General features: G+C 67.3%; 26 protein-coding genes. 7 read left to right on the forward strand and 19 right to left on the reverse strand.

The window, feature by feature from the left end; translation table 11 throughout:
• Positions 1 to 6: 6 nt before the first annotated feature.
• From V1460_RS25365 to V1460_RS25380, 4 genes are all read right to left on the reverse strand, one after another.
• Positions 7 to 1827, reverse strand: coding sequence for a phage/plasmid primase, P4 family (locus V1460_RS25365; protein ID WP_338675923.1), 1821 nt, complete (start codon positions 1825 to 1827; stop codon positions 7 to 9).
• A gap of 1361 nt (positions 1828 to 3188) precedes the next feature.
• The gene (locus V1460_RS25370; protein ID WP_338675924.1) at positions 3189 to 3581 is read right to left on the reverse strand and encodes a hypothetical protein; all 393 of its coding nucleotides are present in this window, start codon (positions 3579 to 3581) and stop codon (positions 3189 to 3191) included.
• A 182-nt stretch (positions 3582 to 3763) separates the two neighbouring features.
• Positions 3764 to 4567, reverse strand: coding sequence for a CPBP family intramembrane glutamic endopeptidase (locus tag V1460_RS25375; RefSeq protein WP_338675925.1), 804 nt, complete (start codon positions 4565 to 4567; stop codon positions 3764 to 3766).
• A 20-nt stretch (positions 4568 to 4587) separates the two neighbouring features.
• Positions 4588 to 6441, reverse strand: a complete 1854-nt coding sequence (locus V1460_RS25380) for a DHH family phosphoesterase (RefSeq protein WP_338675926.1) — start codon at positions 6439 to 6441, stop codon at positions 4588 to 4590.
• Between the two features lie 207 nt (positions 6442 to 6648).
• Here V1460_RS25380 and V1460_RS25385 point away from each other — a divergent pair, with 207 nt between their 5' ends.
• Entirely contained in the window at positions 6649 to 6984 is a 336-nt protein-coding gene (locus tag V1460_RS25385; RefSeq protein ID WP_338675927.1) for an Lsr2 family protein, read from the forward strand.
• Here V1460_RS25385 and V1460_RS36495 read toward each other — a convergent pair.
• A complete protein-coding gene (locus V1460_RS36495) occupies positions 6938 to 7681 on the reverse strand; it encodes an SLOG family protein (RefSeq protein WP_407077525.1) in 744 nt (247 codons plus the stop codon). The two genes, V1460_RS25385 and V1460_RS36495, sit on opposite strands and share 47 nt — an antisense overlap.
• A gap of 9 nt (positions 7682 to 7690) precedes the next feature.
• The gene (locus V1460_RS25395; RefSeq protein ID WP_338675929.1) at positions 7691 to 7996 is read right to left on the reverse strand and encodes a hypothetical protein; all 306 of its coding nucleotides are present in this window, start codon (positions 7994 to 7996) and stop codon (positions 7691 to 7693) included.
• A gap of 2074 nt (positions 7997 to 10070) precedes the next feature.
• On the opposite strand from V1460_RS25395, the gene V1460_RS25400 reads away from it, so the two are divergent.
• From V1460_RS25400 to V1460_RS25425, 6 genes are all read left to right on the forward strand, one after another.
• Positions 10071 to 10535 carry a hypothetical protein gene (locus tag V1460_RS25400; protein ID WP_338675930.1) on the forward strand — a complete coding sequence of 155 codons (465 nt, stop codon included), beginning with the start codon at positions 10071 to 10073 and terminating at the stop codon, positions 10533 to 10535.
• 58 nt (positions 10536 to 10593) lie between these two features.
• On the forward strand, positions 10594 to 11880 hold the full coding sequence (locus V1460_RS25405) for a ParM/StbA family protein (RefSeq protein WP_338675931.1): 1287 nt from the start codon (positions 10594 to 10596) through the stop codon (positions 11878 to 11880).
• 11 nt (positions 11881 to 11891) lie between these two features.
• Positions 11892 to 12188, forward strand: a complete 297-nt coding sequence (locus tag V1460_RS25410) for a hypothetical protein (protein WP_338675932.1) — start codon at positions 11892 to 11894, stop codon at positions 12186 to 12188.
• On the forward strand, positions 12185 to 12943 hold the full coding sequence (locus V1460_RS25415) for an N-6 DNA methylase (RefSeq protein WP_338675933.1): 759 nt from the start codon (positions 12185 to 12187) through the stop codon (positions 12941 to 12943). Before V1460_RS25410 ends, V1460_RS25415 begins: the two co-directional genes overlap by 4 nt.
• Positions 12940 to 15477 (forward strand): hypothetical protein, encoded by a 2538-nt coding sequence (locus V1460_RS25420; protein ID WP_338675934.1) that lies wholly within the window; start codon positions 12940 to 12942, stop codon positions 15475 to 15477. The genes V1460_RS25415 and V1460_RS25420 overlap by 4 nt, the downstream gene beginning before the upstream one ends.
• 85 nt (positions 15478 to 15562) lie before the next feature.
• Positions 15563 to 15772: a hypothetical protein gene (locus V1460_RS25425; RefSeq protein ID WP_338675935.1), complete on the forward strand. Its 210-nt coding sequence runs from the start codon at positions 15563 to 15565 to the stop codon at positions 15770 to 15772.
• 168 nt (positions 15773 to 15940) lie between these two features.
• Here V1460_RS25425 and V1460_RS25430 read toward each other — a convergent pair whose 3' ends face one another.
• From V1460_RS25430 to V1460_RS25490, 13 genes are all read right to left on the reverse strand, one after another.
• On the reverse strand, positions 15941 to 16405 hold the full coding sequence (locus V1460_RS25430) for an NADAR family protein (protein WP_338675936.1): 465 nt from the start codon (positions 16403 to 16405) through the stop codon (positions 15941 to 15943).
• Positions 16406 to 16590: 185 nt separating this feature from the next.
• The gene (locus V1460_RS25435) at positions 16591 to 18270 is read right to left on the reverse strand and encodes a hypothetical protein (RefSeq protein WP_338675937.1); all 1680 of its coding nucleotides are present in this window, start codon (positions 18268 to 18270) and stop codon (positions 16591 to 16593) included.
• Positions 18271 to 18404: 134 nt separating this feature from the next.
• Positions 18405 to 19124 carry a hypothetical protein gene (locus V1460_RS25440; protein WP_338675938.1) on the reverse strand — a complete coding sequence of 240 codons (720 nt, stop codon included), beginning with the start codon at positions 19122 to 19124 and terminating at the stop codon, positions 18405 to 18407.
• Positions 19125 to 19329: 205 nt separating this feature from the next.
• Positions 19330 to 19542, reverse strand: coding sequence for a hypothetical protein (locus V1460_RS25445; protein WP_338675939.1), 213 nt, complete (start codon positions 19540 to 19542; stop codon positions 19330 to 19332).
• 45 nt (positions 19543 to 19587) lie between these two features.
• Positions 19588 to 19815, reverse strand: coding sequence for a hypothetical protein (locus V1460_RS25450; protein WP_338675940.1), 228 nt, complete (start codon positions 19813 to 19815; stop codon positions 19588 to 19590).
• Between the two features lie 166 nt (positions 19816 to 19981).
• Positions 19982 to 20188, reverse strand: a complete 207-nt coding sequence (locus V1460_RS25455) for a hypothetical protein (protein WP_338675941.1) — start codon at positions 20186 to 20188, stop codon at positions 19982 to 19984.
• Positions 20185 to 20322 carry a hypothetical protein gene (locus tag V1460_RS25460; protein ID WP_338675942.1) on the reverse strand — a complete coding sequence of 46 codons (138 nt, stop codon included), beginning with the start codon at positions 20320 to 20322 and terminating at the stop codon, positions 20185 to 20187. Before V1460_RS25460 ends, V1460_RS25455 begins: the two co-directional genes overlap by 4 nt.
• A gap of 55 nt (positions 20323 to 20377) precedes the next feature.
• On the reverse strand, positions 20378 to 20647 hold the full coding sequence (locus V1460_RS25465) for a hypothetical protein (protein ID WP_338675943.1): 270 nt from the start codon (positions 20645 to 20647) through the stop codon (positions 20378 to 20380).
• Positions 20644 to 21198 carry a hypothetical protein gene (locus V1460_RS25470; RefSeq protein WP_338675944.1) on the reverse strand — a complete coding sequence of 185 codons (555 nt, stop codon included), beginning with the start codon at positions 21196 to 21198 and terminating at the stop codon, positions 20644 to 20646. Before V1460_RS25470 ends, V1460_RS25465 begins: the two co-directional genes overlap by 4 nt.
• Positions 21199 to 21549: 351 nt before the next feature.
• The gene (locus tag V1460_RS25475) at positions 21550 to 22464 is read right to left on the reverse strand and encodes a hypothetical protein (protein WP_338675945.1); all 915 of its coding nucleotides are present in this window, start codon (positions 22462 to 22464) and stop codon (positions 21550 to 21552) included.
• A gap of 15 nt (positions 22465 to 22479) precedes the next feature.
• Positions 22480 to 23553 (reverse strand): hypothetical protein, encoded by a 1074-nt coding sequence (locus V1460_RS25480; RefSeq protein WP_338675946.1) that lies wholly within the window; start codon positions 23551 to 23553, stop codon positions 22480 to 22482.
• A gap of 95 nt (positions 23554 to 23648) precedes the next feature.
• Entirely contained in the window at positions 23649 to 24431 is a 783-nt protein-coding gene (locus V1460_RS25485; RefSeq protein ID WP_338675947.1) for a hypothetical protein, read from the reverse strand.
• A 734-nt stretch (positions 24432 to 25165) separates the two neighbouring features.
• Entirely contained in the window at positions 25166 to 25951 is a 786-nt protein-coding gene (locus V1460_RS25490; protein ID WP_338675948.1) for a hypothetical protein, read from the reverse strand.
• Positions 25952 to 25972: the final 21 nt, after the last annotated feature.

Genomic DNA, 25972 nt, shown 5'->3' on the forward strand with positions numbered 1-25972 from the left:
GGTGCATCAGTCCTGTCCGTCAGTGGCGTCGTCGGTCGGGGCGGAGGCGCCCGTCTGCCGGAGCAGTCCGCGGTAGCTGGCCTGCAGCGTCGGCTGGGACTTCTTCTTCGGGTCGCTGCCGGTGTAGCTCGGGTGCATCCACTTCTTCAGCTCGTACTCGGCGATGAGCACCTCGGGGGTGTGCATCATCTGGCCGGGCCGGATCTTGCGGTTCTTGTCCGGGCAGTGCCACAGGGCATCCGGCCGGACGATCGCCACGAGGTCAGTGATGAACTGCTTGTTGCTCACCGGCGAGCCCGACGGCGAGACGTCGGCGAACCATGCCTTGTACAGGTCGTAGAGGAACGTGAACGGTGCCAGGTCCCAGACCAGCCGCCCGCGGAACTCTTCCCAGAAGGCGCGCACGGGGTCGTTGGCCTCCTTGTACTCGGCCAGGACCGCCTTGGTGGCCACCGGCTCTGAGAGCTGGTAGTAGTCACCTGGAGATGACGCGCCGGCGCGGTTAATCGCGTACCAGAAGACGTACTCCAGGACCTCGCGGCGCTGGAGGTAGTCGTCCTTGATGTACTTCTTCTCGGCTCCGGTGAAGCTCTTGGTGAAGGGCACGAAGAGCTGCCGGCGGTAGAACGACTCTGACTTGTCTTTCACGCGCGGGAACTCGTTCAGGCACTGGACCATGAAGCCGAAGAACTGGTAGGCGATCGGCATCCGGTACTTGCGGTTGATCTGGATGACGTCGTTGGTCACGATCGCCTTCAGGTTGGCTGCCTTGTCGATGAAGGTGCCGACATCGTTCTCGTCGACGATGATCGCGTTGGCGCGCACCAGCGGTTCGAGCGCGAAGTCCTTGCCGAAGTCCGAGAGCGGGATCGAGGTATGCGCGCCGCTGCCGACGAGGTTGCGCATGAGCGCGCAGAGCGTGCCCTTACCGTTGTTGCCCTGCTCGGAGTAGAACCAGGCGGTCTTGCCCCAGCGCACGTGCGGCCGGATGATCGCGCCGATGATCTCCCAGATCAGGTCGGCGAGGCCCTCGTCACCGGGCTGGTCGAAGAGCTCTTCGACCCAGGCGACGACTTCCCAATCTCCGTTCTCAGGGTGCGTGATGACCTGCTGCGGAGCGGCGTCCACGTAGTCGACGTCGTTCTTGGTCAGCAGCACGATGGCGGGGTCGAAGGGGTGGACCTGCTTGGGCTCGAAGTGGAAGTCTTTGCCGAAGATCCTTACGTCCAGCGACTCGGTGCCGTAGAAGACGATGCCGTTGCGCGCGGCGATGAAGTCGCGGTTCGTGCTCTGGTGCCGGCGCGGGCTGTCCTCGCGCAAAACGGCCAGGACCTCAGCGAACTCCTTGAGGGTCAGCTGGGTGTTGTACATGCGCGCCGTGGTGCGGATGTCGTCCTCGCTGGTGGTGTACGTCCCCCGCGCGCCGCCCGCGGCCTGGTACATCGCCAGCAGGTCGTACTCGCGGTCGGTGTCCTTGGCATTGGGCGCGATCCGGATGACGTGGTGCAGACGCAGGAGGATCTGCGCGACCTGCCAGTACGTCAGATATCTGGGCAGGGGGTACTTCTCGGCGGCCACGGCCGCCTTGGAGTTCTCGGCCTTGATAACGCCGCCCACGATCGCCAGTAGTTCCTTCTCCAGCACGCGGGGCGTCGGAGGATCGGTCGGGTCGATCTGGTCGAGGTAGGCGGCGGTGACGTAGGTGACGATCTCGTTCTGCGGAGCCATGTCGTCGCGGTTGGCGAAGTACCCCATGACGCTGGCGAGGACGTCGGCGACGGGGTTGGTGCGCGGTCCGGCGTTGGAACCGGCGGCAGGTACGGACATGAGGGCATCAGGAGGCGTCATGTTGCTGCTTTCTCGATCGTGATCGAGTTCCTGCCGGCGATGAGTGGGAAGCCGATTGGACTCGTAATCGAATGGAACGCGATCTTGACCCTACGTCATCCGAGTGCCACTTTGCAACGATTGAGTCGCCAGTCAACAAGAGAGTCAACCGAGGTTCCGAATGGTGATCAATGGAGGGCCGAAAGGGTCACCGACAGGGACTGGAGGGAGCGCACGGCCGCCACGGCCATGCCACACGCGTCGCGAGCCCGGGTAGGACGCGAGAAGCCGGCGGCTCCGTCGGGCACATGTCCCACAGAGTCACCGGCCTCTCATGCTCGACCACGCACCCGCGGGCGGCGTGAGCCGCCCGGGCCGCAGTCGAGGCTCGGAGGAGTTCTTCTGACCGGTCGGGCCAGCCGCCACCAGAGCATCGACCGGACGCTCTCCGGGAGGATCCCGAGAACGGCATGCCCGCATACCCTCTAGGGGTAACCGAGCGTGTACCACTTGACGTGGTACACCTGTTTTCCCAGGTCAGAGCGAGGATTCCGGGAGTTCAAGAGCAAGCTGTACCACGTGGCATTTTCTACGTGGTACAGGTGTTTCCCCAGGTCGGGAGGTGTTTATATACCCCCCGTACCACTTGTACCAGGAAATGGAGACTAGATACACGCGCAGGGGGGATAAGAGAGCAGACTGGCGAGCTGCGGCTGGAGCCGCCTGGATCGCTCCCGAACGCACCCCCTATGTAAACGGTCAAAAAAACGTGGTACTCGTGGTACCTGGGCGGGAAGCGCTGTTTGACCAGGCGAAACGTCGTACCACGTCGGCGATCCCACGTGGTACACCCGATACGGAAAGAGCCACGCGGTACAGGCGTTTACCCAGGTCAGACACGGTTTCTGGGGTGTACCACGAGACGTGGTACAGCTGGCAGCTCGATACCCCTCCTGGCGACCAAGTCGAGGCAGACGGACTCCCGCGCCGAGTCGCCGTGCGACCCTCAGGCGGCGCGGCCGAGCCTCAGCGGGACTGGAGCCTCATGGGACAGCCCTCGGCGTCCCGAGACTCACAGAAGACTCCTGACGCGCCCCTCGATCGCGAGTCGGAACTCTGCCTGAGTCGTCCACCAATGAGGCCCCACTGGAAGCGAGAGGGCATTTGACTGACATTCGCCGCTCATTGCGAGTGATGCGCGACAGCTGCTATCGTCGACGCCAGGTGATCGATGTTGCGCTGGAACGTGGAAACAGAGAGGCCGGAGAGCATCCCCGTGGGAAGGGAGCTCTCCGGCCTCTCTGTATGTACTGATGAACGCGAGGCGTGGATGGCGCGAATCACCCAGGGGTGACCATGCTTCAGCCTCGCCGGTATCCCGCATTGGGGGACTCGGAACTGCGGCTACGGGATCGCTCGTCCGCTTCGACGACGTAGAGGATCTCGTAGGAAATCGTGGTGTTGAGGTTGAGCAGGTTCTTGCTCTGACTCTTCTCCATCGTGATCTTGCGGAAGCCGCGAACGGCCTCAGCGCGATCGAAGAACCGGCGCAACCTCGAGTTCACGCGCTCACAGGCCTGTTCGGCCGTGACACCCATGTCGGAGACGACGAAGACATGCGTGTGACCGCGATCGAAGGTGGGCTTCTCACCAGTGTCGAGGTCCAGACGGATCTTCGCACGGCTGATGTCGAGCGCGTCGGGGCGGACGAGCTTTCCTCGCGAGTCGTACGTGCAGGTGCTGACGATAGCCATGATGAGATCCTCTCCTCTCCTGATGAGTATGACTGAATAGTTACCTTCAGTCACACCCCCAGTGACCGGATCACCCCGGTCACCACGAGCATGCCCTCCGCACGAGGGACCGGCGGCTGAAAGGCCGCCAGGTCCCGCAGGGAGGGCACCATCGTTCTTTCAGAAGAGGCTGAGTACCTCGATCACCGCATCGCGGACTCGCCTCCCGCGCCAGGGTCTGCGCCTGGGGCGGACCAGCCGGCGACCCGCCGGTAGAGCCCCAAGACACAACCAGCAAAGGCCAGGCACAGGAACACCGAGGAAACCGGGTTCGCCAGAGCGCCGAGCGTCTGCGCCGGGACGAGAGCCGCGGCGAGGTTGAAGCCCAGGTGCAGGAGCACGCAGGGCCACAGCACGCGCGTGCGTTCGTAGACCAGGGCCAGGAGCACCGCCAGCGGCAGAGTCGAGGCGAACTGCACGGCGCTGCCGTGGACCAGGCCGAACACCACGGCGGTGACCAGTGTTGAGACGAGGACGCTCACCCGCTTGCGCAGCAACGGGTAGATCAGCCCTCGGAACAGGGTCTCCTCCCCCACGGGAGCCGCGACCAGGGTGAGCAACAGGGTCGCCAGTGCCCCGGCCGCGTGCCTGGTCTGGTTCGAGGCGTCGAAGTTGGCGGATCCGACCGTGACGTAGATCCACAAGGCCAGCGACTGGCCGGCGAGGAAGGCCAGGACCGCGCAACCGAGGACGGTCCACCCGAAGAGCGGGGTCTCCAGCCTCGGCCGCGGCCCCGGCGCATGCGCGAGCCACCGGGGCCGCTGGATCCTCATCGAACCGACCAGGACGACGACGAGCATGCTCAGGACGGCGGTCGCAATGATCGGCTCTTTGATGAGGTGGATTGCGACGGTGCCGAAGCTGAGGTAGACCGCGACGGCGGCGAACGGCACGAGGACGCACCACCCGATGCGGAGCAGACGCGAGGTGATCGGTGACGTCGTCAAGGTCCCCTCCTTTACGGGGTTCAAGCAGCCGTGGTGATCTGCTCGTTGATGACGGCCTGGACACGGGTGTCGCCGCGGAAGGTGTTCAGCTGCAGCGTCGCCGTGAAGCGCAGCGTCCCGAGTTCGGTGCGGCTGGCCCGCTGCACGAGGCCCCGGAGCATGTCGAACTTCTCCTCGGCGACGTTCCACCACAGGCAGGACAGGCCGGACCGGGTGACCAGGCGCAGGTGCTGCGATGCGGATCCGATCCGGTCCACACGCAGGCCCAGGGGCTCGATCGCGATCTCGACGACCGGCGAGGTGAAACCATGCCCGAAGGGCTTGAGCCCCTCGGTACGACGCACCAGCTCGAACAACGGCTGCAGGTCCTCGAGGCCGGCGTCGCAGTCGGCGTCCGCGCCGAGCACGAGATCACCGTTCGGTCCGTCGGCGCTGACGGCGAGCAGGGCGACCTGAGTGGCTTCCTGCAGCACGGCGACAAGGTCGCCGAGCTTCTCGGCTTTCGCGACGCGGACGCCGCAGGCCTGCTGATGTCCGATGGCGCTGAGTCCGTCGTGCGGTTCCAGGCTGGTGATGATGTCGAACCAGCCCGGCGCGCGACCGGAGCCACTGACGAAATCGTCGGGACTGACGGGCCGGTTGACGACGACGACCGGGTGGCCGTTGAGCTCCATCATTCGGTTGGCCAGCAGCCCGTACATGCCCGGGTAGGCGCCCGAGAAGTACACCCACGGGGCCAACGGCTGCTGTCCGGTGGTGAGTTCTTGCATGTGTTCGATGACCAGCTGCTTGCGCAGCTCGTTGCTCTCGATCACCTGGTGGACGACCTTGAGCTTGACGTCAGCACCGGCGGCCGTGAAGACCGCGAAGCACGGCTCCAGCGAGGCCCCCGTGCGGCGCGGGCTGTTCATCGCAGGGGCGAGGTAGAAGCCGAAGAAGCCCTCGTCGAGGTCGTCGACGTCTCGTATCTTGCCGTTCTGCGCGAAGGCCTTGAGCACGATCGCGAAGCCCTCGAAGGCCCGGAGGAAGACCGGATGGTGTGGCTCGGTGCGCAGCATCTGCATCAGGATCGACTGCTCGACGTCGATGGTATCGGGATCAGCGTCGAACCCACCCCAGGGACTGGGGATCGTCTTCGGCGCGGCGACGCGCAGCAGGCGGGCGATCGAGATGGCGTCGCGCACCAGCTGACGGTTCTCGTACAGCACGGGCATGACGTCGGCGAGGGTGCCGAGGCCGGCGAACAGGCGCAGCAGGTGGATCTCCCAGAGCTTCTCGGACCGGTGCACGCGGGTGTAGGCCTCGATCACCTGGTAGAGCACGTGGGCACCGCAGATCCCGGTATGGGCGTAGGTCTCGTCGATGCGGCACGGGTCGACGGTGATGTCCGCGGTCGAGCCCGGCGCGAGCTCCTCGTGGTGATCGGTCACCAGCGTCGTCCAACCCAGGGCACGCGCGGCGGCGATACCGCGGTGGGAGTTCACTCCCCCGTCGCAGGTGAGCAGGACCCGGGTGTCGGGCCACTTCGCGTGGATCTCGGCGATGTCCTCGGGCGTGAGCTCGTGACCGCGGCGGTAGTCGGGCAGGTGCAGCTCGACGTCGAAGCCGAGCTCGGACAGACCGGCGTAGCCGAGGACGCCGGAGGAGATGCCGTCCATGTCGAAGTCGGGGGCGATGGTGATCTTCTTGCCCGTGGTCCGGGCGTCATGAAGGGCCTCGACCATCTCGGCCAGGTCCAGGAGCTCATCGTGCTCGGCGGACTCGATCTCCTTCAGGTACTGATCCGACCAACCCCTGCGCTGGCACAGCAGCGCGAAGAGGTCGATGTCCTCGTCGGTGAGCGAATGGTCGTCGCCGGTGTGGAGCGTGGACATGGTGGATGCCTCGCGATCGGGGTTGTTGGTCGGTGGCGAACGGGTACGGGACCCCCGTTTCGATACTGCGATTTTAGCAGCTCCATTCACATTTGCTGCTCATTCAGCAGTGCCCCTTGGCCTCATTCGGGTTCCAAATGGCACACTTATCTCGAATGACCGCGACAGACTTTCCAAGGTCCTTACGCATCGGCTACTCTCGCCGGTATGGCCATTCGAAGCATTGTCGAGTCAGATCTGAGTGGTAAGCCGGATGCGGCTACGGCGACGTTCGGCTTGGGTGACACCTGGTACGAAATCGATCTCACCGCTGACGAGCAGAAGAAGCTTGAGGAAGTGCTGAAGCCGTACCTGAAGGCCAGCCGGAAAGCCGCGAAGACAGCACCTAAGAAGCGATTCGTGCCCGAGACGACTGCCGAGGAGCGCGACAGGATCCGTGAGTGGGCCAAGAAGGAGGGCCATGAGTTCGCGGAACGGGGACGCATCCCGAAGACGGTCATGAAGGCCTATGACGAGGCACACGGCATCGATCGGAGCAAGTAGCGCTGAGCCTGGTGTTCGCCTCCCGGCCGATTCCTCCTATCCATCCTTGAAGGGCCCCGCAGCACGCTGCGGGGCCCTTCGCGCGTCTCAGAACGGCGGCAGCGACGGATGGAGCACGGTGGTCGTCTTGATCCCCGCGGCTCGCGCGAGCCCTGCAGTGGATGGTGCCGTGCGAGAAGTGCCCTGGCGTATGCGGCATGAGCTGCTCCCGGTCTCGTTGCGGGCATCCGGGCTTCCGGCAGAGGTCGAGGAAGGCCGTGCACAGCACCTGAGCCCCGGCCTCGCGGAAGACCTGGACGGCGTCGACCATCTCCTGGTTGCGCTGAAAGCCGGCCCGCTTCCCATGAGCCGACCAGTCGGCAGGGAAGGTGATGACCTCGAAGCCGGCGGCCCGCCACAGGCGCTCGGCCATGGCGTCGGCGCCCTCGGAGCAATGATCCTCGGGACAATGTCCCGAGATGAGCACCGGCCGGGTGACGCTCTCAGTACCCCAGGCGCGCCAGGCGTCGTTGAACGTCTCACGCATGCTCTTCTCGTCGCTCCAGCTGCGGGAACCGGTGACGAGGACGACGTGCGTGAACGATTCGGAAATCATTTCAGCAATCATTCGATTCTCCTCTCCTTGTGACTCGGGGGTCTCCACAGCTGGAGTCGAAAGCTGTGGCCATGATGTCGGGTCATGTGTAGCGACCTGCATGCCGCTGGCTCATGCGGGCCGGCCGGTACCGGGCTCGATCATGACCGGACTCTTCTCGCCGTGGAACTCGACTCGGATCTGATCGTCATCACACGCCGGTATGAGGTGGACGGTGTACAGCCCGTCGTCGCTGCGGGAGACGTGCACGGTGACGACTGTGCTGCCCTCGTCGTTGGTGAAGTCCACGTTGCCGATGTCCTCGGCTTCGCCGGAGCGCATCACCTTGGCGACGGCTTTGCTGTTCGGTTGCCACAACTTCGGCTCGCAACGGGCTCCGGTGTCGTAGGGCGAGAGTTCAGGCTGGGACTGCGTCATGGTGGCGTCTCTTCGTGGACTCGGGTGCGGGTGTCGACCATCGAGATCGCATGGACCCCGGTGGGGTCCATGCGATCTCGATGTTCGACCCAGCTCCCGTGCCAGCTGCGCTGGCTGACGACTCGGAAGATCCGGCTGGCACGATCTGCTTCCGGACGGATCGCGTGGCGAGCCGTCGCACGCGTCGTCACTTCTCGCCTGAGCCAGGCGCGCAGCGCCAGGCGATCCACCACTGCTGCACCCCTTGGTGCGACGGCCACACTTGTGGACAACTGCAGCGGGGCAGTGGTGGGGACTCCTCTCTCAAGCACAGCGCTGGGCATAGCCGGAGGGAGCGCCAGCGACCGACAGACCGGCGAGCGAAGCGAGCGGTGGAACCCGTCGGCTATGCCGACTAACACGTCCTCGGAGCGCAGCAAAGAGGCCGAGCGAAGCGAGGGTCCGCAGGACACGTGTTATCAGGTTCCCTTATGCCCTTTTTCGCTTCCTTGCCGTCATCCTCGCTGTTCCACGGCTGGAGCGTTAGCGGAAGCCTGGAACATCAGGGCAAACGTTCCGTACCCTCTCGACCCGTACCCCTCCCTCCTTCCGCACAGCGGGGGTACGGGTCTGGCTGTTTCGCCTGGTCATCGCATCTTCTGGCTGTACTGCTGTTTTGCCGTCCGTGATACGGCCGTACCCCCACGCTGATCCGTCCTCGTGAGGCACGAGCAAGGCGGGGGTACGGGTCTGCTCCCGACGGGGCGCAGCCCCGGTTCATCGCCCTGCTGCCGCAGGCGGCGCAGCCCTCGCCGCGCGGCGGATGCGTCCTCTCACGACGCCTGTCGCTCCGGCTGTGGATACCACTCTGCTCCACCGCTCGCTGCGGACGGCGCAGCCGGCCTCGCACCATCGCGTTGTGCTGGCTGCACCGGCGTGGATTCGCCTCGCTCCGGTGCTGCCGCGGCAGCGTGCCAGCACCTCACGCACCGCGTCCGAGGCGGGCGTTCGGCTCTACCCTGTCGACGCACGGTCCCGGCCCCGGGCTGTGTTCCATTTCGCGTCTCGCGCTTGCGCGGCGAGCCCGGGGCACTCCCCCGTGGACGCATCAGAAGAAGAGAGCCCACCTGCTGCGACCAGCCGCTCATCGATACGAGCGAGCCGAACAGCTTCAGCGTCATCGGGCCGTTGTGAGTTTCCTCCAGGCGCTGCTTCCTTGGGGGTAAAGGCCTCTGCCTCACGGGCCTTTACCCCCGGAAGCAAGCCGGTCCTCGCCCACTCGCTGCATGCGGGGTCCACTCCCCTCCGCGTGACCACGACGGCCCGATGACGCCCCTGCACCGACCGTCGCAACAGCATTGCTCCGGTGGCGCGCCGCCGACGGTTCCGGTCTCGCTCCGCCGGTTGTCCGCGGCTGGTTCGCCATGCCCGCCAGCGGGCTTCGACAAGGGGGTGCAGTCAGGCTTCCCGGCCTCATGCGGCAGTCGTGAAACGGCGTCTCCCCCGTGTCTCTGAGGCACATCATCGGGACACTCCCGAGACGCGACAGGGACGCCGATAAGACACCGACTGGTTGCGGTGAGCTACTTAGAGTCCCGTGCGTGTCCCCCTGGCGTCTCGCCCGCGCTCCGGCTGTGCCGCTCCGGCGTCGCCCCCGGTGCTCTTTGAGGACTCGCCTGTGCGGGGGTGCCGGGTGGCGTCTCCCAAGAGACACAGACGGGACGCCGTAGGTACTCCAATGCGGCCTTCTTGGATCACTGCCGGTACGGCGGGCGTCTCGGAGGCGTCCAGCGTGAGCACCCATGGTGTCGCAGGTGGGGCGCAGAAGCGCATGGCTTCGGCGGCCCGCGCGCGGTCGCCCCAGGTGGAGGCGCAGAGGTGTCTCGTAGGTGTCCCCGCCAGCACTCGATAGGGACACCATTGGCACCTAACTCGTGTATCGAATGGGACTTGCATAGGGCTCAATAGGGACACTAGAGTGGATTCGCATTCGAGAGAAAGCGCGAAGGGCGGTGAGTCCATGTGACAGAGCGAGAGACATCCGGCGAACGACCGAATGAAGTGCAGAAGCGAGTGTCGGGGCAAGGTGAGTGCAATGGCGCATCAGTCGGGTGAACCTCGCAAGGTCCGCTGGACCGTGCCCGCTGCCGACACCTCGGTGATCGAGTGGCTCGACCAGCAGGAGAACATCTCGCAGTCGCTGCGACTGCTCATTCGCGAGTCCATTCAGCGCGACGGATACGTCGACGTCTACTACAAGCCCGTCGAGCAGCTGCCGCGTCGCGGCCGGCCGCCACTGGAGAACATTGAGCAACGCGAGGACGACGAGGCCACAGCCGAGCGGCGTCCGGCCGCCAGGCCGGTTCCGCCGCAGCCCGTGGTCACCGACCAGGCCGACGCTGTCGTCGAGAAGACAGCGCCAGCGTTGGCCGCCCGACCCGAGCCGGTTCCCGCACCGGTTGAGACGGCCGAGGAGCCCGCGGCAAGCGCCCCCAGCGCACCGCCGGAGCCGCCCAAGCAGGCATCCATCGACGAAATCATGGCGAGTACTCGGCGCTGAGTGACGCGGTGAATTTCATTTTCCAGGCAGACAACACAGACACCGAGGGACCGAATTCATGAGCGCCAACAGCAACGACACCATCACTCTCACCGGCGGCATCGATGTTGGCAACGGCTACGTCAAGGGCGTCATCCAGAACACGAAGCAGGAGACTTTCGACGAGATCGATCTGCCCAGCGCGGTCGTCTCGACTTCCCGTACCTCGCCGAAGGTGCCGCTCCCCGACGTGGATGCGGCCTCCGTGCTGGCCGGCGACTTCTACAACCAGATCGACTGCTCGCTCACCACTCCCCTGGTGGCGGCGTCGGACCGCCGGATCTTCGGCCGGGCGGCGCTGTCTGTGCGTGGCTCGAAGTTCACCGAGTTCGAGGTGCTGGGCAAGCACTCCAAGGCCGATCAGGAGCTGAGCAAGGTCTTGGTCCTGGGCGTCTTCGCCGCGAAGGCCCTGCGCGACTACGTCCGCGAGAACGGCGCACTGCCCGATCACGAGCTGCGCGTGCAGGTGCGCGCCGGCCTGGCGCTGCCGATCTCCGAGTTCGTCGCGCGCCGTCACGCCTACGCCGCCGAGTTCATCGGCCTGCTGGGCGGCGCGGATCCGACGGTGCACCTGGTGACGATCAAGAACTTCAGCACTCCCGTCTCGGTGCGTCTGCAGTTCGTCGACGTCCAGGTGATGGCCGAGGGTGCCTCCGCGCAGTTCGCCGTCACCGACAAGGGCGAGCCGCTCGCACAGGCTCTGCTCGATGATCTGCGCGCCCGTGACGCGTCCATCGTGGACGGTGTCTCTGCCTCCGATCTGGTGGCGGTGCAGAACACCATCGGCGTCGACGTCGGCGAGGGCACCGTGAACTTCCCGGTTTTCACCGACGGCCGGTTCAACCCCGAGGCGGCCGACACCCTCGACGAGGGCTACGGCACCGCGCTGATGAACGCCATGGAGCGCATGAGCGAGTCGGACGCCACGCTGCAGTTCTCCTCGCGCAAGCAGCTGGCCGACTTCCTCCACGCGGAGCCGTCGGTGCTGGTGAAGAACCGTCACCAGCGCGCCGCCGGCTTCGTCGAGGACGAGGCCAGCTACCTGGTCGACGAGATCGTCTCCTCCTTCGGCGACGTCCTCTCCCAGGCCGGTGCGACAACCGAGGTCGTCTACGTCTACGGCGGTGGCTCGGGCCCGATCAAGCACCTGCTGCACCCGGCGCTGCTGAAGGCCGCCGGCGATGTGCCCGTGCTCTACCTCGACTCCAGCTACTCGCGGCACCTGAACCGCGAGGGCCTGTACATCGCGGCGCGCCACGTCGAGCAGCAAGCCCTCGCTGCGAAGCCCGCGGGCAAGCGCAGTTAGGAGGTGGTCTGATGTGTGGGGCACTGGATGCGACCTCGAAGGCCGAGGTCGAAGAGATCAGCAGCCGCATCGAGTTGTCGGACGAGATCATGCGCGCGTTCACCCGCGATGGGGTCAAGGACGCGTACTGCCGGTCCGAGTCGCTGTGCCTGGGCGGGATGGTCTACCTCGATGCGACGGGTGCGTCGATCTGGGACGAGGCGAACCAGTCGTTCGAGCGCCGCTACGCCCTGCTGCGCGAGCACGGCGACGCTGCGTCTCCGTTGGTTCTGCTTCATGAGCAGGCCCGGCGGAAGCCGAGCGCATGAGCGGCTACCGCGAGATCGTGAAACTGCTGGTGGCGAACACCGGCGCGAAGCGGATGAGCGAAGTCTTCGACAACTTCGTCGAGATGGCGGCGCTGGCTCTGCGCAACGCCGTGGACGTCCATGGGAGCGAGGCCTGGGAAGTGCGCGAAGGGCAGTACCTCCAGATCGCCGGCCGCTACAGCAGAACAGAGCTGGACCGCTTCGCGCACGCCCTGGCACTGGTGACCACGGAGATGCAGCGCGATCCCTGTGACGTGCTTGGCCGCCTTTACATGGAGTTGGAGCTCGGCAACGAGCGGCTCGGCCAGTACTACACGCCCTACGACATCGCCCAGCTGATGGCCGAGATGCAGATCGACTCGGTGGTCGAGCGGGTGCAGAGGGACGGCTTCGCCAATGTGTACGAGCCTGCCTGCGGCGCGGGCGCGTTCATCGTCGCCCTGTCGCAGGCGATGCTGGCGCACGGCCTGAATCCGCAGATGCAGCTACACGTGACGGCGGAGGACATAGCGCCGCAGGCCATGCACATGATCTACGTCCATCTGACGTTGCTGCACATCCCCGCGGTGGTGCGCCGTCGCGACGTCCTCACGCTGGAGACCTTCGAGTCGTGGCCCACTCTCGCTCGTGTCCTGGGCGGTTGGGGCCGGAAGCTCAGGCTGGCCCGGGAGGTCAATGGATCACGGCGGCTGATCATCGTGTCACCTCAGGAGACCACCGAAAAACCCGCTGCTGCTCTGGAGGTGCAGCGATGACCATCACGCAGGAACGAACCGATCTCACTGACGTCGAGAGCGACGACGCTCCGGCCTGGCGCGGGTCGGCGGTCTCCGCGCCGATCATCGGGCACGCCCACGGCACGGCCGGCGGCCGGAAGCTCATTCGGCACTATGCGCGCGAGGTGGCCGCCCTGCCCCGGCTGGCGCTGGTCGCTGGCCCCCAGGTCGCGGCCGGCTCGCAGGGCCCGGATAGCGACGCGGCCCGCACCATGGCCGCTCTCGGCTGGTGCGCCGCGTTCGTGGACACGGTGCGGCTGGCTGTCGCCGGTGGCCTGAAGAGCGACGGTTCCGGGTTCCGCGCGGTAGACGCGGACGGCCGTACGGGGCGGCGGGTCAAGGGTGAGCGGGTGCGGCTACTCGTCCGCTGCGGATACCTCGCGCGTCACGCCTCGGGCCTGGTCGTGGCGACGGAGGACGGACACGAGGCGCTCAGGCTCGCCGAGGCTGCCGGGCCAGGCGTGCTGCGCGATGAGGCCGACGTCATGGCGTCGGTTCGCAAGGCTCGCCGCGCCCGCCAATGGGACGGCCACGCTGGCCAGGACGCGCACGCCTTGCCGGTGCTTCCCGGGGGCGGTGAGGAACGCCGCCGCCTGGCCGCCGCCCGGAAGGGCGCGGAGCGGGCGGCCGTCGAGGCGGAGAAGACGCGCAAGCGCACCGGGTCGCTGATGCGGCGGGCGCGGATCCGGGACCGCCGGGAGGCCCGCCGCCAGGCAGCACGGGAGGCCGAGCGCACCGCGCCGCGCCGGTGCTGCCGGGGGGTGTGGCCGCTGGAGTGGCGGTGCGGGGAGTGCCGGGAACTGGCAGCACGGGGAATCGAGGACTTCCCCGCTCTCCCGGCAGGCAGCACGAACACACAGCAGAACTGCAGCGACACAGAAAGGCTCGGGGGCATGGCGGGTAAGCGGCGGATCACGGTGAAGCGGATCACTGACGGCCTGTGGCACGCGATCACGCGCGGCGAGGTGTACACGGTGGTTCATGAGGAGCGCGAGGTGTGGCCGTGGGTGATCGTTGCCCCGAACGGCGACCGGATCGGTAGCCCGTCCGAGGTCGACGGCGAGTTTTTCGCTGAGGACGTCCGCGACATTGTCAGGGCGCACGCCGACGGTGAGCCGGTGGCCGCCCCGGTCGCGACCTCCACCCCCGAGCCGGCCGTGACCGACGATGATAACGACGCCGAGCCGATGGCCGTTGGTGAGGCGTACACCGGTGAGGCGTTCGCCCGAGCCGCCGCGTTCGACCTGTCGGAGACCCGTTGGGGTGTCGAGTGCACCCGGCACGCCCCAGTGACGGTGTGGGTGGACAAGTTCGGCGACGGAACCGAGTACGAGGGAGCGGCCATGCAGTTCGACAACCGGGCCGACGCCGAGCACGCCGCCCATCTGCACGCCGACGACCACGCGCGCCGGGATGAGAGCGTGGTCACACCGGTCGAGATCGAGCAGGCCGCCGTCCTACGCTTCTCCCGCGACCAGTGGCGGGCGCTGGGCTGGATTCGTGAGGGCAAGGTCCAGGAGACGCGCGGCGGGTTCAAGGCGTTCGACGTCAGCCCGGACCGTGCCGACGTGTCGGCCCGAATCAGGCGGGATCGTGTCCCGGCGCTGTGGTCGGCCGGCTACGTGAAGGTGTTCGCCGTGGCGCCTGGCGTGCGCGCCTTCGGCCTCACGGAGGACGGGGAGCGGGCTTACCGCCTGTGGTCCCGGGTGATGAAGGCCGAGGCCGTGACCGAACCGGAGACTGACACCGCCCACGACGACGTGAAGCGGCAGCCGTACCGGCTGCTGTCCGCTCGTCAGTACTGGCCGGGGGAAACCCTTGTGGACGAGGAGGCCGAGAAGGCCGAGAAGGCAGCGGCCGAGGAGAAGACGGCCCGCCTCGATATGGAGTCCAAACGGCTCCCGGTGGAAGCGGTCGCGCTGATCTCCCAGGCCGAGAAGTCCGGCCGGTGGACCGCGCGCACCCTGGTCCACCCCGCGAGTGCAGCCGTGGTGCAAGTCCACGACGTGAACAAGGAGCGCGGCCGGGTCGTGCGGATGCTGTGGAAGTGGACGCCGGAAGGCTGGGAGTTCTCCACGGGCGGCACGCTCGACGGCAAGGGGGACCGAACCGAGCTCAAGACGATGCCCGAGGCCCGCGCGTGGGTATTCGACGCTGTGATGTTCGCGGGCGACGACGTCACCCCCGATGAGAACGACGACCAGGCCGACGGCTCCGAACCCCTTCATGTCTCCCGCGAGTTCATACCCATCGCAAAGCCGGGAACCGATGCCGAGATCATCGAGATTGCCACCGCTGGTCTGCTGTGGCAGCGCGACGGCGACAAGTTCGCGCACGCCGCACGCATGGTCAGCCCCGCGCGGGTGCTGCCGCTGATCGAGGCCGGGTCGCTGTACCGCTCCGCTGACGGGCGCGTATACCCCGTCAAGGACAACCAGGTCGAAGAGGCGGCCGAACTCCCCGACAGGGCCTCCCAGGTCGAGGACCATGCGGAGGAAAGGGTAGAGAACTGAGCATGGAAATCAGCAAGCTCACATCCGCGGCCGTTGAAGCCAGACCAGACCAACCCGACACGATGGTTCCAGGAGGAACAGCATCGTGCGCGACGAGAATGCGATCAGCCCACACGACGGCAAGTACGAGTACAAGAAGAGCGCGGGCCTCATTGCCCGGGCGAAGACCCTGTACAGGGAGAAGCCGACGGTCTTCGCCTTCGGTGTCATGGGTGTCTCGGTGCTGTCCTTTCTGCTCGGCGCGCTGCTCATGGGGGAGATCGTTTTGCCGTCGTTCATGGGACTCAGAACGTAGGAAAACGCAGAGCCGCGGAAAAAGAGACCCACCGCCCGGAGCACTTGCTCCGGGCGGTGGGCTCTTCGCTGCACTGTCTGCAGCATCAGAGCGGGAAGTGAAAAAGAAGCCCTCCCGAAGCGCAGCATGACGCTCTACTGGGGAGGGCTTCCGGTGTGACACTGACCATCAGCTGTGGTGTGCGCGAATGGCCATCAGCAACTCACCGAGCATGTTCGCGCCTGGGACCTGCTCGTGCTTCGGACAGAAGCACGAGCCCCAGAACTGGTCATGCCAGTGATTCGTCTCGACGAGCATCAGGTCACCGGTGGCGACGAGCCCCTGGTTCAAGCCGGGGACAGCGAACTTGGCCATGAGCACACGCTGCATGGCCCAGACGCGCATTCCGGTGTTCCAGCCGGGGCGCAGCGTCACCCGGCGGCCCCGCCGCTTGCTTTCACCTGGAGTCGGAGCACTGAGCACGTGGTTCTGCTCAGCCGGATCGAGGGTCTTCAGCGCGTTGAATGCGTGTTCACCGGAGGCAGCTTCACGCCCCAACTGCGGGACGAAGAAGGGCACCTCTTCGAAGTTCGAGAGGAATCCGAGGGTGTCGGTGAACATGGGCATCTGACTGTATTGGGCCACGGTGGTCACTCCTGACATCTCATGGACTCATACCTGCGAGTCGTCTCCCGGATCAGCTGTGCTGATCGCAGAACAGTAGAAGCGCAGAGAAAAGATTCTCTGCAGTCCACGTGCTCCTCCAGAATTCCGGGTATCAAGAGAAGAACCCCGACCTGATGCCGGAGCATCAGGTCGGGGTCCTTGTAGAGATAGCGTCAGTGAGTCCTCTGGGGCAGCGGCAGCCCGTCCATGCCCAGAGCACCCGAGTGGAAGCTGATCCCCATGGCGACCAGCCCGTCGACGACCTGCTGGGCCGCTTCGCCGAGCTCACGCACGGCGTCGCGATTATACTTGCCGAGGATCTGCTCCACGCCGTACGACTGCGTGATCTGAAGGTTCAAACGCACGTGGCCGCCCGCTTCGCAGACCGCAGCGAACACATCCAACTCCAGCTCGCCGGCGTACCCGCCGATGCAGTTGTTGAGTATCGCGCCCCAGCGGGAGAGCGTCTCGGCATCACGAGCGACGACGAGGCTCAGACCGGGAGCTACTTCCCGACCATCCAGTAGCGCAGCCGTCTGCAGTGCCCATTGGTGGCGCTGGACCTGCTTCGCGACCCGCTCGAGGCGGCGGGCCTCCTCGCGTTCGTAGCGCTCACGATCACGTGCAGCCATCAACTCGCGCCGACGGTCCTCGATCAGACCCAACGCCTTCGCCCTGAAGGCCTCGTCCTTCCAGAGGTCCCATTCAGCGACCTGGGCCGTGCCCTCGGGAAGCAGCCGGATCTCGCGGTTGTAATGCTCCATCTCCCGAAGGGCCTGGATCTCCTCCAGTACGACGCGCACGGCCGTCCGGCCCCGGGGATTGTGCCAGCGCTCGATTTCGGGCAGGTCCCGGACCAGGTGCTCGAGGTCACGGGAGCCGCGGACCCGGCGCTGCCCGCGGGCAGCGATACTCTCGGGAAGTAGGTCGAGGTCACGGGTGACGGCCAAACGATGCGCCGTGTATTTGGCTGCATCGGCCAGCGCGCGCCGCGCCTGGTGGACGGGTTCCTTGAGGATCCGCCGCAGCACTGGCTGCGGAGTCCGGCGCAGGATCGAGCGGATGCCTCGCTGCTGCAGGGATATGAGCGACGGTTGGCGCATCAGGTCGTGGCCGCCAGCTGTTTGCGTGGCGCGCATTGCGTCGATGAGCCAGTCCACGGGCACCAGCCCGCGGAACAGGGCAAACCAGCCCAGGGTGCTGATGTCCAGACGCTCCACCTCGCGGGCCAGCGGCCGACGGTAGGCGCGCACGCCGAAGAGGTTCTTCGCGACCTGCGCATGGTCATGGGCATCAAGATAGGGCAGGTAGGCGGAGGCCTGGCGACCCTGCCGGCTGTCCTTGAGCAGCGGGAAGCGGTCGTTCCAGTTCGGCAGCTCGCCGATGTGTTCGCGGATCGCGGCGATCGTTTGGTCCACGGCGTCGTCGATTCCCTCAGGCTCCGGTCCTTCGAGCCGTCGGGCCTGCGGGTTGCTGCGCATCCACTGCTGCAGTGTCCCGGACAGCTCGTGGATCCAGCCCTCGACCACGGTCTCGGAGAAGACATGGCGGGTGGCGGATTTGCCGGCGCGGCGGTCGATCTCGCGCAGGACGACGAGGTCCTTCTTCGTGCGCGCCATCGACGTGAGCTTTTCGGAGGTCCAGTAGTGGAATGCCTTCCCTGAGGCGCGCATGCGGTGCACGCGCCTGTAGAGCGAGACGGCGACGGACGTCCGGCCGTCAGGGAGAGCCCGCGCCAGGATCCTCAGGCTGATGCCCGAGGTCACACCTTCGACTGCGGTGACACCCTGCTCGGCGGCTGCGTCATCGACATACTTGATGTAGAGCAGGGCGTGCTCGGTACGCTCGGACATGGCGATCTTCCCCGGGGAGGTGGGATGGATTCGGCAGTGAGACCTCCGGCGCTGCTTTGCAGCGCACTGCCCGGGTTGGGCCTGTTGGTTCCAACGGGCCTGACAGGCGTTGGTCAGGGTGTTTTCGGTAGCGGTCAGGCCCGGCGCAGGAGCCGGGCGAGGCGGCCTGGTGGGGCGGGCGGCAGTGCGCCGGCGAGCAGTCCGTCGCAGTAGCGGATCTGCTGATCGCCGTACCAGTCGGGCTCCCACATCGCGCCGCCGCAGACTGGGCAGCCGTGGTCGTGCCCGACAAACTCGTACTCGGGAAGGCAGCCGCGCTCCTCGCAGGTCGGGAATGTGGGGTCGTCTCCGTGGCCGCCGCAGTACGCGCAACGTGTGAACCGGTGGTCGACCGGGGCGCCGCCACCGAGGCTGCTCTGCAGGGTGGCGATGCCGCGCACGCCCTCCTCGCGCAGCACCGCGTCGGCGCCGGCGACGTGGGCGCGCAGCTGGGCGTCGGGCTGGTGGTCGGCGAGCAGGGTGAAGGCGGCGGCCCACGCCAGGGTGGTGCGGTCGACCTCGGGGGTGCCGGTGGACCACTCGTTGAGGTCGCTGCCGTGGGGGCGACCAGGGGTGGTCGGGCCTTCGCCGAGCTGCGCGAGCGCGGCGCGGGCCCGACCCAGGAGCTGGGAGTCGCGGCTGCCGGGCGAGGTGATCTCGTTACGGTGGGGGAACTGGGTGCGGCCGTTGTCCATGCGGACGGTGTAGAGGCCGCCGGTGTGGATCTCCTGGATGACGCCCTGCTCGCCCGGGTGGGCGGTGAAGCCCAGGGCGTCGATCCGGGCGGTGAGTTCGATGCGTGCGCCGACGAGCACGGCGGTCTCCTTCGGTCAGATGAGAGCAACGAGCAGGGCGGCCGCGAGAGCGACAAGCGAAGCGGCGGTGACGTCCCCGGTGAGGCGCAGGCCCCGGTATTTACGGCGCGCACCAAATGCGAGAGGTGAATGACGTGCGCAGCGCGGGCGGTGTGGTCGCCGGAGTTCTGCAGTTCCTCCAGCAGGGCCTCGGGGGCACTCGGACCTAGAGGAAGCTGCCGCGCGCCGCGCGGGCCAGGCGGGGGCGGACGACCAGGAGCATCGCGGCGACCAGGCCGATGCCCCCGGCGCAGACCAGTACGGCGGCCGCGAGCGGCAGGCAAAACGAGGTGGGCAGGACGCCGGACTGCCGTCCGTCCGCGCACTCGGCAAAGGCGGTGGGCATTTCGGCGTCCAGACGCACGTCAAGGTCGCTCACGAGCCGGGCTCCTCGTCGGTCAGCGTCCAGGTCCGCAGCTCGGCGTCAGCGACGGAATTGGCGGCCGCGATACCGAGCCGGGCGGCCGATCTCGGCGTACTTCTTCTTCAGGCCCTTCGCCGCGGCGGTGCGGCGCAGCAGGACGGCGAGCAGCGCGGCCTGGTCGGAGTCGATGTGCCGATCGGCTTCGCCGTCGGTCTCCAGGAGCCGGGCGAGCGGCTGCCGGTCGGCGGCCGGGAGGATGCCGCGCACGTACTCGCCGAGCTCGCGCACGATCTGGACAGAGACGCTCGTCGACGCCGAAGAAGTTGCTGCCGTGGCTGACGGTGACGGCAGAGCCGGTCGCTTCTGCGTCTCCTGGCCGGAGCGGGCGCCGGGCTGGATGGTGACCGTGGGGCTCGGCGTACCGGCGGGGGCTGCCTTTGGGGCTGCTGCCCGATCAAGCGAGCCGCGATGTCGTCGAACAGGTCGGCGAGGATGTCCCGCGTGCTGCCGCGGGAGTCGCCGCGTGGTGCAGGGCCAGCAGTGCGCCGGCCGTGTCCTCGGTGTCGGCAGCGCCGCCGAGGGCGAGTTCGCGCAGCCGGTCCAGGCCCACGGTGATCGTGGCCCGGGCGAGGGTGGCGTCGTCCAGGGGGGCGGCCGTCACCGCCAGCGGAGGTCGTTGTCGGTGCGGGCGATCATGCCGCGCGTGGTCGCGGTGACGCTGCTGTGGTCCTGGACGACCGTGCGCTCGTAGTGGTGGTGCCGTGGGCGGGGCGGCCACCACGACGTCCTTGACACGGCGCAGGACGCTCGTGGCGCTTTGCTTCCTTCGGATCGAATCTGGACTGCGGTCTCAGTTCTGGGTCGCGCTCATGAGCGCCTTTTTCGCGCGACGCTTCTCGGCAAGAGCCCGCAGGGTACGCAGGAGAATCCACCAGCACACACCGCTGAAGGCGAAGCTGACGATGATCGGCGTGTACTGGCCGGTCATGACACAGAAGACTGCCGCCGGTGCGAGGACGATCACATTCGTCGCGATCATGAGGGTGAGGAGCACCCGGCCGATCGTCTTGACGATGCGGTCGCGCCACGTCGAACCCGCGGTGCTGGTGGTGGTGTTCATGCGCGGGGTCCTTCCTCGATGATGTAGATCTTCTCGGCGACGTAGGCGTCGTCCTTCTCCTCGGCTGCGCTCTCGACTTCATGGGAGACCTGGCTGATCACGGGGATCAGCGTCAGCCGGTCGATCGGGTGGGCCGCGCGGATGGTGATCACGGCGGTGGTGAGGCCGGCAGCAGACGGGAACGTCACGCCGTCGAGCTCCGCGTGTGCGCCACGGATGCTGTAGCTCGCCGCGATGGGCACCGTGTGCCGCGGCAACTCCGGCATCTGCTCTGAGCGTGCGTGCAACGCGGCACTCACTGCGCCATGAACATCAGCGAACTCGCTGGCGTGCAGGACCACCGGCGCGGCGTGCTCGTAGCCGGCCGCCACCTCGAAGGCGACCTTGGCGGCCTCGACGGCGCACGTCGGGTAGTACGGTCCCGGGGAGACCTCGTCTCGCCCCCTCATCTCGGAGCACAGGTGGCAATGCGCGGGCCCCAGATCCGGAACGCAGTCGCAGCGCGTGCGCTCCGGCTGTCGGGAATCAGTGGATTCGAGGGGCTGGCTCATGGCTGTACTCCTGACGCTGGACGTGATCTTTCGAAGACCAGACCGGATCAGCTCCGCTGATCAGACAAAGAGAGACCCCCGCCCAGCGAGCGTGATGCTCAGCAGGCGGGGGCTGCGCGGAGTTCAAGGAACCGGCGGGCGGCCGGCCGTTCGGGTCGGCCTGCACCAGGGACGGGGGCGTTACGGCGCCGTCCTTGCTGCTCGGTGCGCCCCGGCGTGGCACACCGAGCCCGTCCTGCCAGAGCAGGCCAACGGCCCCGCCCCCGCCAGTCGGCGCAGGCCGTGGGGCAGGGTTCAGCGCAGGCCCATGCTGGCCTCGATCGCGTCGCTCTCGGAGCACTGCGGGCGGGGCTAGGCGGGAGTTCCGCCGGTGCCGCACTCGCACGTATGGGCGCAGCGCTCACAGTCTTCGCAGACCTGGTGCGGGCAGCAGCCGCAGGGCAGGAACCGGTTCGGCGGCAGGGTGCAGCGGTGCGTGGCCTCTGCGGCGGCCGCGGCCTCGGCCTCCTCGCGCTTGCTGACGAGTGCCTTCACGCAGGCCAGGCACGACACGTCGGTTCCGGGGGCCTCGAGGCTGCTCTCCGCGTCCTGCGGAAAGTACACGCCGCATGCGCCGGTGTCGCCGATGCCGCCGTCCATCTGCCTGGTGGCGTGGACGGCGTAGCCGCGGTTCGCCTTCTTCCGGCTCGGGTAGCCATCACGTCCGGTATCCCGCTCCAGTTTGGCCAGGGCCTGGCGTACGGCGTCGGCGTCGGCGTCGGCGTCGGTGCGGATCCCGACGGCGCGCAGCGACTTGCACGGCCACGGCACCTGACCGCCGATCGTGTGCTCACTGCTCCGGCACTCCGCCCGGTGCGTCCCCTTGCAGACCTTCGGCGTCGCGCAGCACCCGTGCCGGGGGTTGACCGTCTTCGGGTGCAGGGCGAGCATCGCGCCCTGGAGGCGGAGCGCGCCCACCGCGGCGGCCCGGACCGCGTCCTCGTGGGCGTCGAGGAGCGCATTCGCCTCCTCGTGGAACATGGGCCCACCAGCCTCGGGGGCGACGAGTTGGTTGAAGATGGGGCGCCGGGTCCCGTTCACAGTCGGATCCGGGGCCTTCCCGCCCAGCTCGTCGGCCTGGTCGTCCAGCCGCAGAGCGGAGATGAGGATGGCGTCGTGGGTCTTGGAGTCGGCCGTGTCCGGCAGGTTTAGTTCCGTGCGGCGCAGGAACTTCGCGGCCCGGCGCAAGGCGGGGATGTCCTTCGGGGTGAATTCGACGGTGGCCATCGGTGTCCTAACGTCTCAGTAACCCTTGCGGGCCGCCGCGCGGGCCTGCGCTTCGGCGTCACGGGCGGGGATCGTGGCGAGGAGTTCGCCGGGGCTCGCGGCCCTGGCGAGGGACTTGGTACGGGCCGGGTCGGCGTACAGGGTCCACACGTCGCCGCCCATCCGGGGCCAGTAGGAGAGCTGCCAGAACCGGCGGTTGGCGTAGCAGATCTGCCAGGAACGCGGGCCGGATGGGTGCGCGCTCACACCGACCGGAAGGTCCGGCAGTTCCGGCGCGGGACCGTACGCGCGGTCTATGTAGGCGAGGTGTTCGGCCGTCGCCGTGATGGCGACGCGCACCGTGTGCGGCCACCGGTGCGCTTCGGGCAGCATCGGCGCCCACTCCTTGCACTGCGCCTCGCTGCTCGCTCTGCCGGTGTACGGCGCCCAGGCCGCGCCGTGCGCGTAATTGAAGCCGAGCCTCATCAGGTGCCACCCGGCGGCGATCTTCAGCCCTTCCGTGTTCGCGCCGTCGCTGATGGTGTCCAGGTAGATCCCGGCGGGGTCGTTCTCCCGCCCGGCCGCCCCCCGCTCCGTAAGCGGGATCATGTGGCGTTCGCTCGTGCTGCCCTCGGCGGTCATGAGCCGCAGCGTGGCGCCCCCACCGGCGAGCGGGTACGCCATCCGGATTTCCGCGACGGTCGGCAGAGCGGCGAGTTGGCCGGCACGCATCCGCTCCAGCCGCTCGGTCATGGCGGCCGACACCTGGGAAAGCTCGCCGCCCGTGGCGGCCTTCTCCCGCTCGTGGGCAACCGCGCCGACCGCCAGGGCGAGCGCGTCTTTGCGGGTGGTGCTGTGGATGCCGACCTGCCGCCGCTCGCCGCCGACTTCGCGCACCATCCAAACCAACTCCGCGTTCCTGGTTACCTGGTACGCGGCATAGGTGCACGGTGGAAACCGGCGGCCGTTGAGCGTCTCACTGGGAAGGTCGAACAGCCAGCCGTCTACTCCGTATTCGGTGCCCTCCGGCGCACGGCCGTTGGTCGGGGTGTACCGGAGATAGGCGCGGGTGACAATCTCCCGGACGATGCTGCGAGCCTGCGTGGTCATGTTGGGTTACCTCTCAGGTTGCTGCCGTGGTCGGGTGTGTGCTGAGTGCCCCCGACCCGCCCGCGTTCGTCGCAGGAACGGGGGCACCATGAGGGCTAGAACGGGGGGCAGCACAGGGGGCCGGTGCACTCGTGCGCGGCGGCCTGCGCCTGCGCGGCCTGGCGCTCGCGCTCGGCCTGATCGCTGCGCATGATGCGCCGGGCGACACATGGCGCGTTGTCGCACGTGGTGTGCCCCTTCAGGGCGTCGGTGGAGTCGTCAAAGACCTCGATCAGCCCGTAGTCCTGGCACCAGCCGCACAGAGGCTCCGGGGTGTGTTGGTCCTCACCGTCCACGCACACGATCCCGTTGAACGAGTCGTGCCAAGCGCCTTGCCCGTCGGCCTCGATCCACTCGATAGCCCATGCGCAGTGCAGACAGGTGTACTCAGGCTCCGGCACCACCGTCAGCCCGAAGTGGTTGGCCACGGCGGCAGCACACTGCCCGGCCTGCATACCGGCGCTCGCCATGGGCTTGTGCTCGTCGCCGTGGCCGTCGAACACGCACTGGGTTGACTCGTCGTCGATGGCCATGGCGACCACGGCCCATAGCACGACCGCTGGCAGGTCGTAGTGATCGGCGAACCGACGGCCCTCCAAGGTGTGGGCGAACGGGTCAGATCCACTGCGGGCGGACGGATCGGCCACACAGTGGATCCACACCCGCGTACGCCCCGGCACGCTGCACACCAGGTACTCCGTAGGCAGCTCATGCCGCGGCTGGATTACGTGGTGCACGATTCCGAGTGCTTCGAGCGCGTCACGGAGCATGGCGCCGGTGTGGCCGTCATACGCGGGGTGCGTCTTGGTGAGGCTGAGGCGCGCGGTGAGCGTGGACATGCGGGGGTTCCTCCTCGGGTTGGTTCGGGTTACGTGGCCGTGGACGTTCCGCCCAGGTGCAGTGCACCCCGTGGGGAAGGGATCAGAAGAGCGGGACGCCGTTGTCGGCGGTGCTCGCCGGGGTCAGTCCGGCGGCGACCCGGGCGCACACCGCGCGCCCTGGTCACGCTGCACGCGGCACGGCTTCGGGGGCTGCGTGGCCGGAGCGGCGCCGGTCACGCGGCTGCCGTGTCCTCGGTCGCCTCCGTGCGCGCGGTCTCGGCCGTCTCCTACTCCTGGGTGGCCTCCGCGTCGAACGGCGCGGCCCTCCGTCTGACCGAGGGTGCCGCCCTCGCCGTTGTGTACTCCACCGGGGCCGGGGCATCGGGGTGTTGCCGTCGTGATTCGAGTTGTCTTGCAGGGCGTGGTGCAGGTGTTTTCGTCGTCGATGCGCACGCCCAGCCATTTGGCGAAGAAGCCGACGTGGACGGTGAAGCGGCTCTGGTGAAGCTCATAGAGCTCACTCAGGGCAGACGTGCCTGGAGGCCCCGGCTCGGATCGCTTCCGGGAAGAAGGCTCTGCCCTCCTATGCGAGGTGCCAGGCCTGGCAGTAGTAGACGAGCTTCTGGAGCTTCATCGCGGTCATCACCGGCCGATCGGGCTCGGCCGCGGCGTGCCTCAACAGGATGTACTCGGCGACGTCGAAGACGGATGTCTGAGACTGAGCGATGGTTCCAACCTTCGCTCCCCTTCGATCACCACCAGTGCCGGAACAGGTAGTCGCCGCGAGGCAGTTCACCGCGGCGGATCAGATCGGCCAGGACCAGCTGCAGCGACGGCGAGAAGGCGCGATCGGCGAAGAACCGGTCCTCGAACACGGCGTTCTCAAGGTCTTGCGTCGCCGGCGGATTCGCCTCGACGGTGGCCGGGGTGTTCTCGTCGGCGATCCGGATACTCAGCCAGTAGTCCAGCTCAGTCATGCCGGTCTTGCGGACGCTCTCGCGGGTACGGGAGTCCCAGCCCAGATACAGCTCGGTGCCGTCAAACGCATCGAGCGCTTCCAGGTAGTCATCGTCGGAGGTGAGTTCGTACAGCTTCACGCTGTCATTGCCGATGTGCTCGTCGTCCCGCTGGCATCCACACAGCGAGCTATACGGCTTGCCGTAGACGCGCTCGGCGATGGCCTCGATCGGAATGTATCCGTTCTCGGCGGTCACAAGATCAGCGTGCGGTTCCAGCGTGTAGATGCTACGGGGCGTGTATTCGGGTGCATCGGGCATGACGGAGCCTCCTATGGGTGGTTCGGTGGTGGTTGCGGGCACGAGCGCGTGCGGCTCAGCACTCGCCCCGCAGGAGGTCCGCCAGAGCCTGGGCATAGGCGTTCTTCGCCAATTCGACGGCCGCCTGCTCCTGAGCGAGTGGATCTTCGCGCCGACCTGGATGCGTTCCTCCACGGCGTCCATGGCGAGAATGGTGGCAGCGAGCCCGAGCCGGGCGTCCGCCACGCTGCGCTCCAGCTCGGGGTGCCGCTCGGACATCATGCTCAGCCGGTGGACGGCGTT

This window comes from Streptomyces sp. SCSIO 30461, assembly GCF_037023745.1.
GTDB lineage: Bacteria > Actinomycetota > Actinomycetes > Streptomycetales > Streptomycetaceae > Streptomyces.

Coding starts and splice junctions, on each gene's coding strand:
- V1460_RS25475 (WP_338675945.1), bottom strand. CDS start 22,464: ATGGCCACCGTCGAATTCACCCCGAAGGACATCCCCGCCTTGCGCCGG.
- V1460_RS25490 (WP_338675948.1), bottom strand. CDS start 25,951: ATGATGTCCGAGCGGCACCCCGAGCTGGAGCGCAGCGTGGCGGACGCC.
- V1460_RS25465 (WP_338675943.1), bottom strand. CDS start 20,647: ATGAACACCACCACCAGCACCGCGGGTTCGACGTGGCGCGACCGCATC.
- V1460_RS25395 (WP_338675929.1), bottom strand. CDS start 7,996: ATGACGCAGTCCCAGCCTGAACTCTCGCCCTACGACACCGGAGCCCGT.
- V1460_RS25435 (WP_338675937.1), bottom strand. CDS start 18,270: ATGTCCGAGCGTACCGAGCACGCCCTGCTCTACATCAAGTATGTCGAT.
- V1460_RS36495 (WP_407077525.1), bottom strand. CDS start 7,681: ATGCAGGTCGCTACACATGACCCGACATCATGGCCACAGCTTTCGACT.
- V1460_RS25420 (WP_338675934.1), top strand. CDS start 12,940: ATGACCATCACGCAGGAACGAACCGATCTCACTGACGTCGAGAGCGAC.
- V1460_RS25400 (WP_338675930.1), top strand. CDS start 10,071: ATGGCGCATCAGTCGGGTGAACCTCGCAAGGTCCGCTGGACCGTGCCC.
- V1460_RS25480 (WP_338675946.1), bottom strand. CDS start 23,553: ATGACCACGCAGGCTCGCAGCATCGTCCGGGAGATTGTCACCCGCGCC.
- V1460_RS25415 (WP_338675933.1), top strand. CDS start 12,185: ATGAGCGGCTACCGCGAGATCGTGAAACTGCTGGTGGCGAACACCGGC.
- V1460_RS25365 (WP_338675923.1), bottom strand. CDS start 1,827: ATGTCCGTACCTGCCGCCGGTTCCAACGCCGGACCGCGCACCAACCCC.
- V1460_RS25385 (WP_338675927.1), top strand. CDS start 6,649: ATGGCCATTCGAAGCATTGTCGAGTCAGATCTGAGTGGTAAGCCGGAT.
- V1460_RS25410 (WP_338675932.1), top strand. CDS start 11,892: ATGTGTGGGGCACTGGATGCGACCTCGAAGGCCGAGGTCGAAGAGATC.
- V1460_RS25370 (WP_338675924.1), bottom strand. CDS start 3,581: ATGGCTATCGTCAGCACCTGCACGTACGACTCGCGAGGAAAGCTCGTC.
- V1460_RS25380 (WP_338675926.1), bottom strand. CDS start 6,441: ATGTCCACGCTCCACACCGGCGACGACCATTCGCTCACCGACGAGGAC.
- V1460_RS25470 (WP_338675944.1), bottom strand. CDS start 21,198: ATGAGCCAGCCCCTCGAATCCACTGATTCCCGACAGCCGGAGCGCACG.
- V1460_RS25405 (WP_338675931.1), top strand. CDS start 10,594: ATGAGCGCCAACAGCAACGACACCATCACTCTCACCGGCGGCATCGAT.
- V1460_RS25485 (WP_338675947.1), bottom strand. CDS start 24,431: ATGTCCACGCTCACCGCGCGCCTCAGCCTCACCAAGACGCACCCCGCG.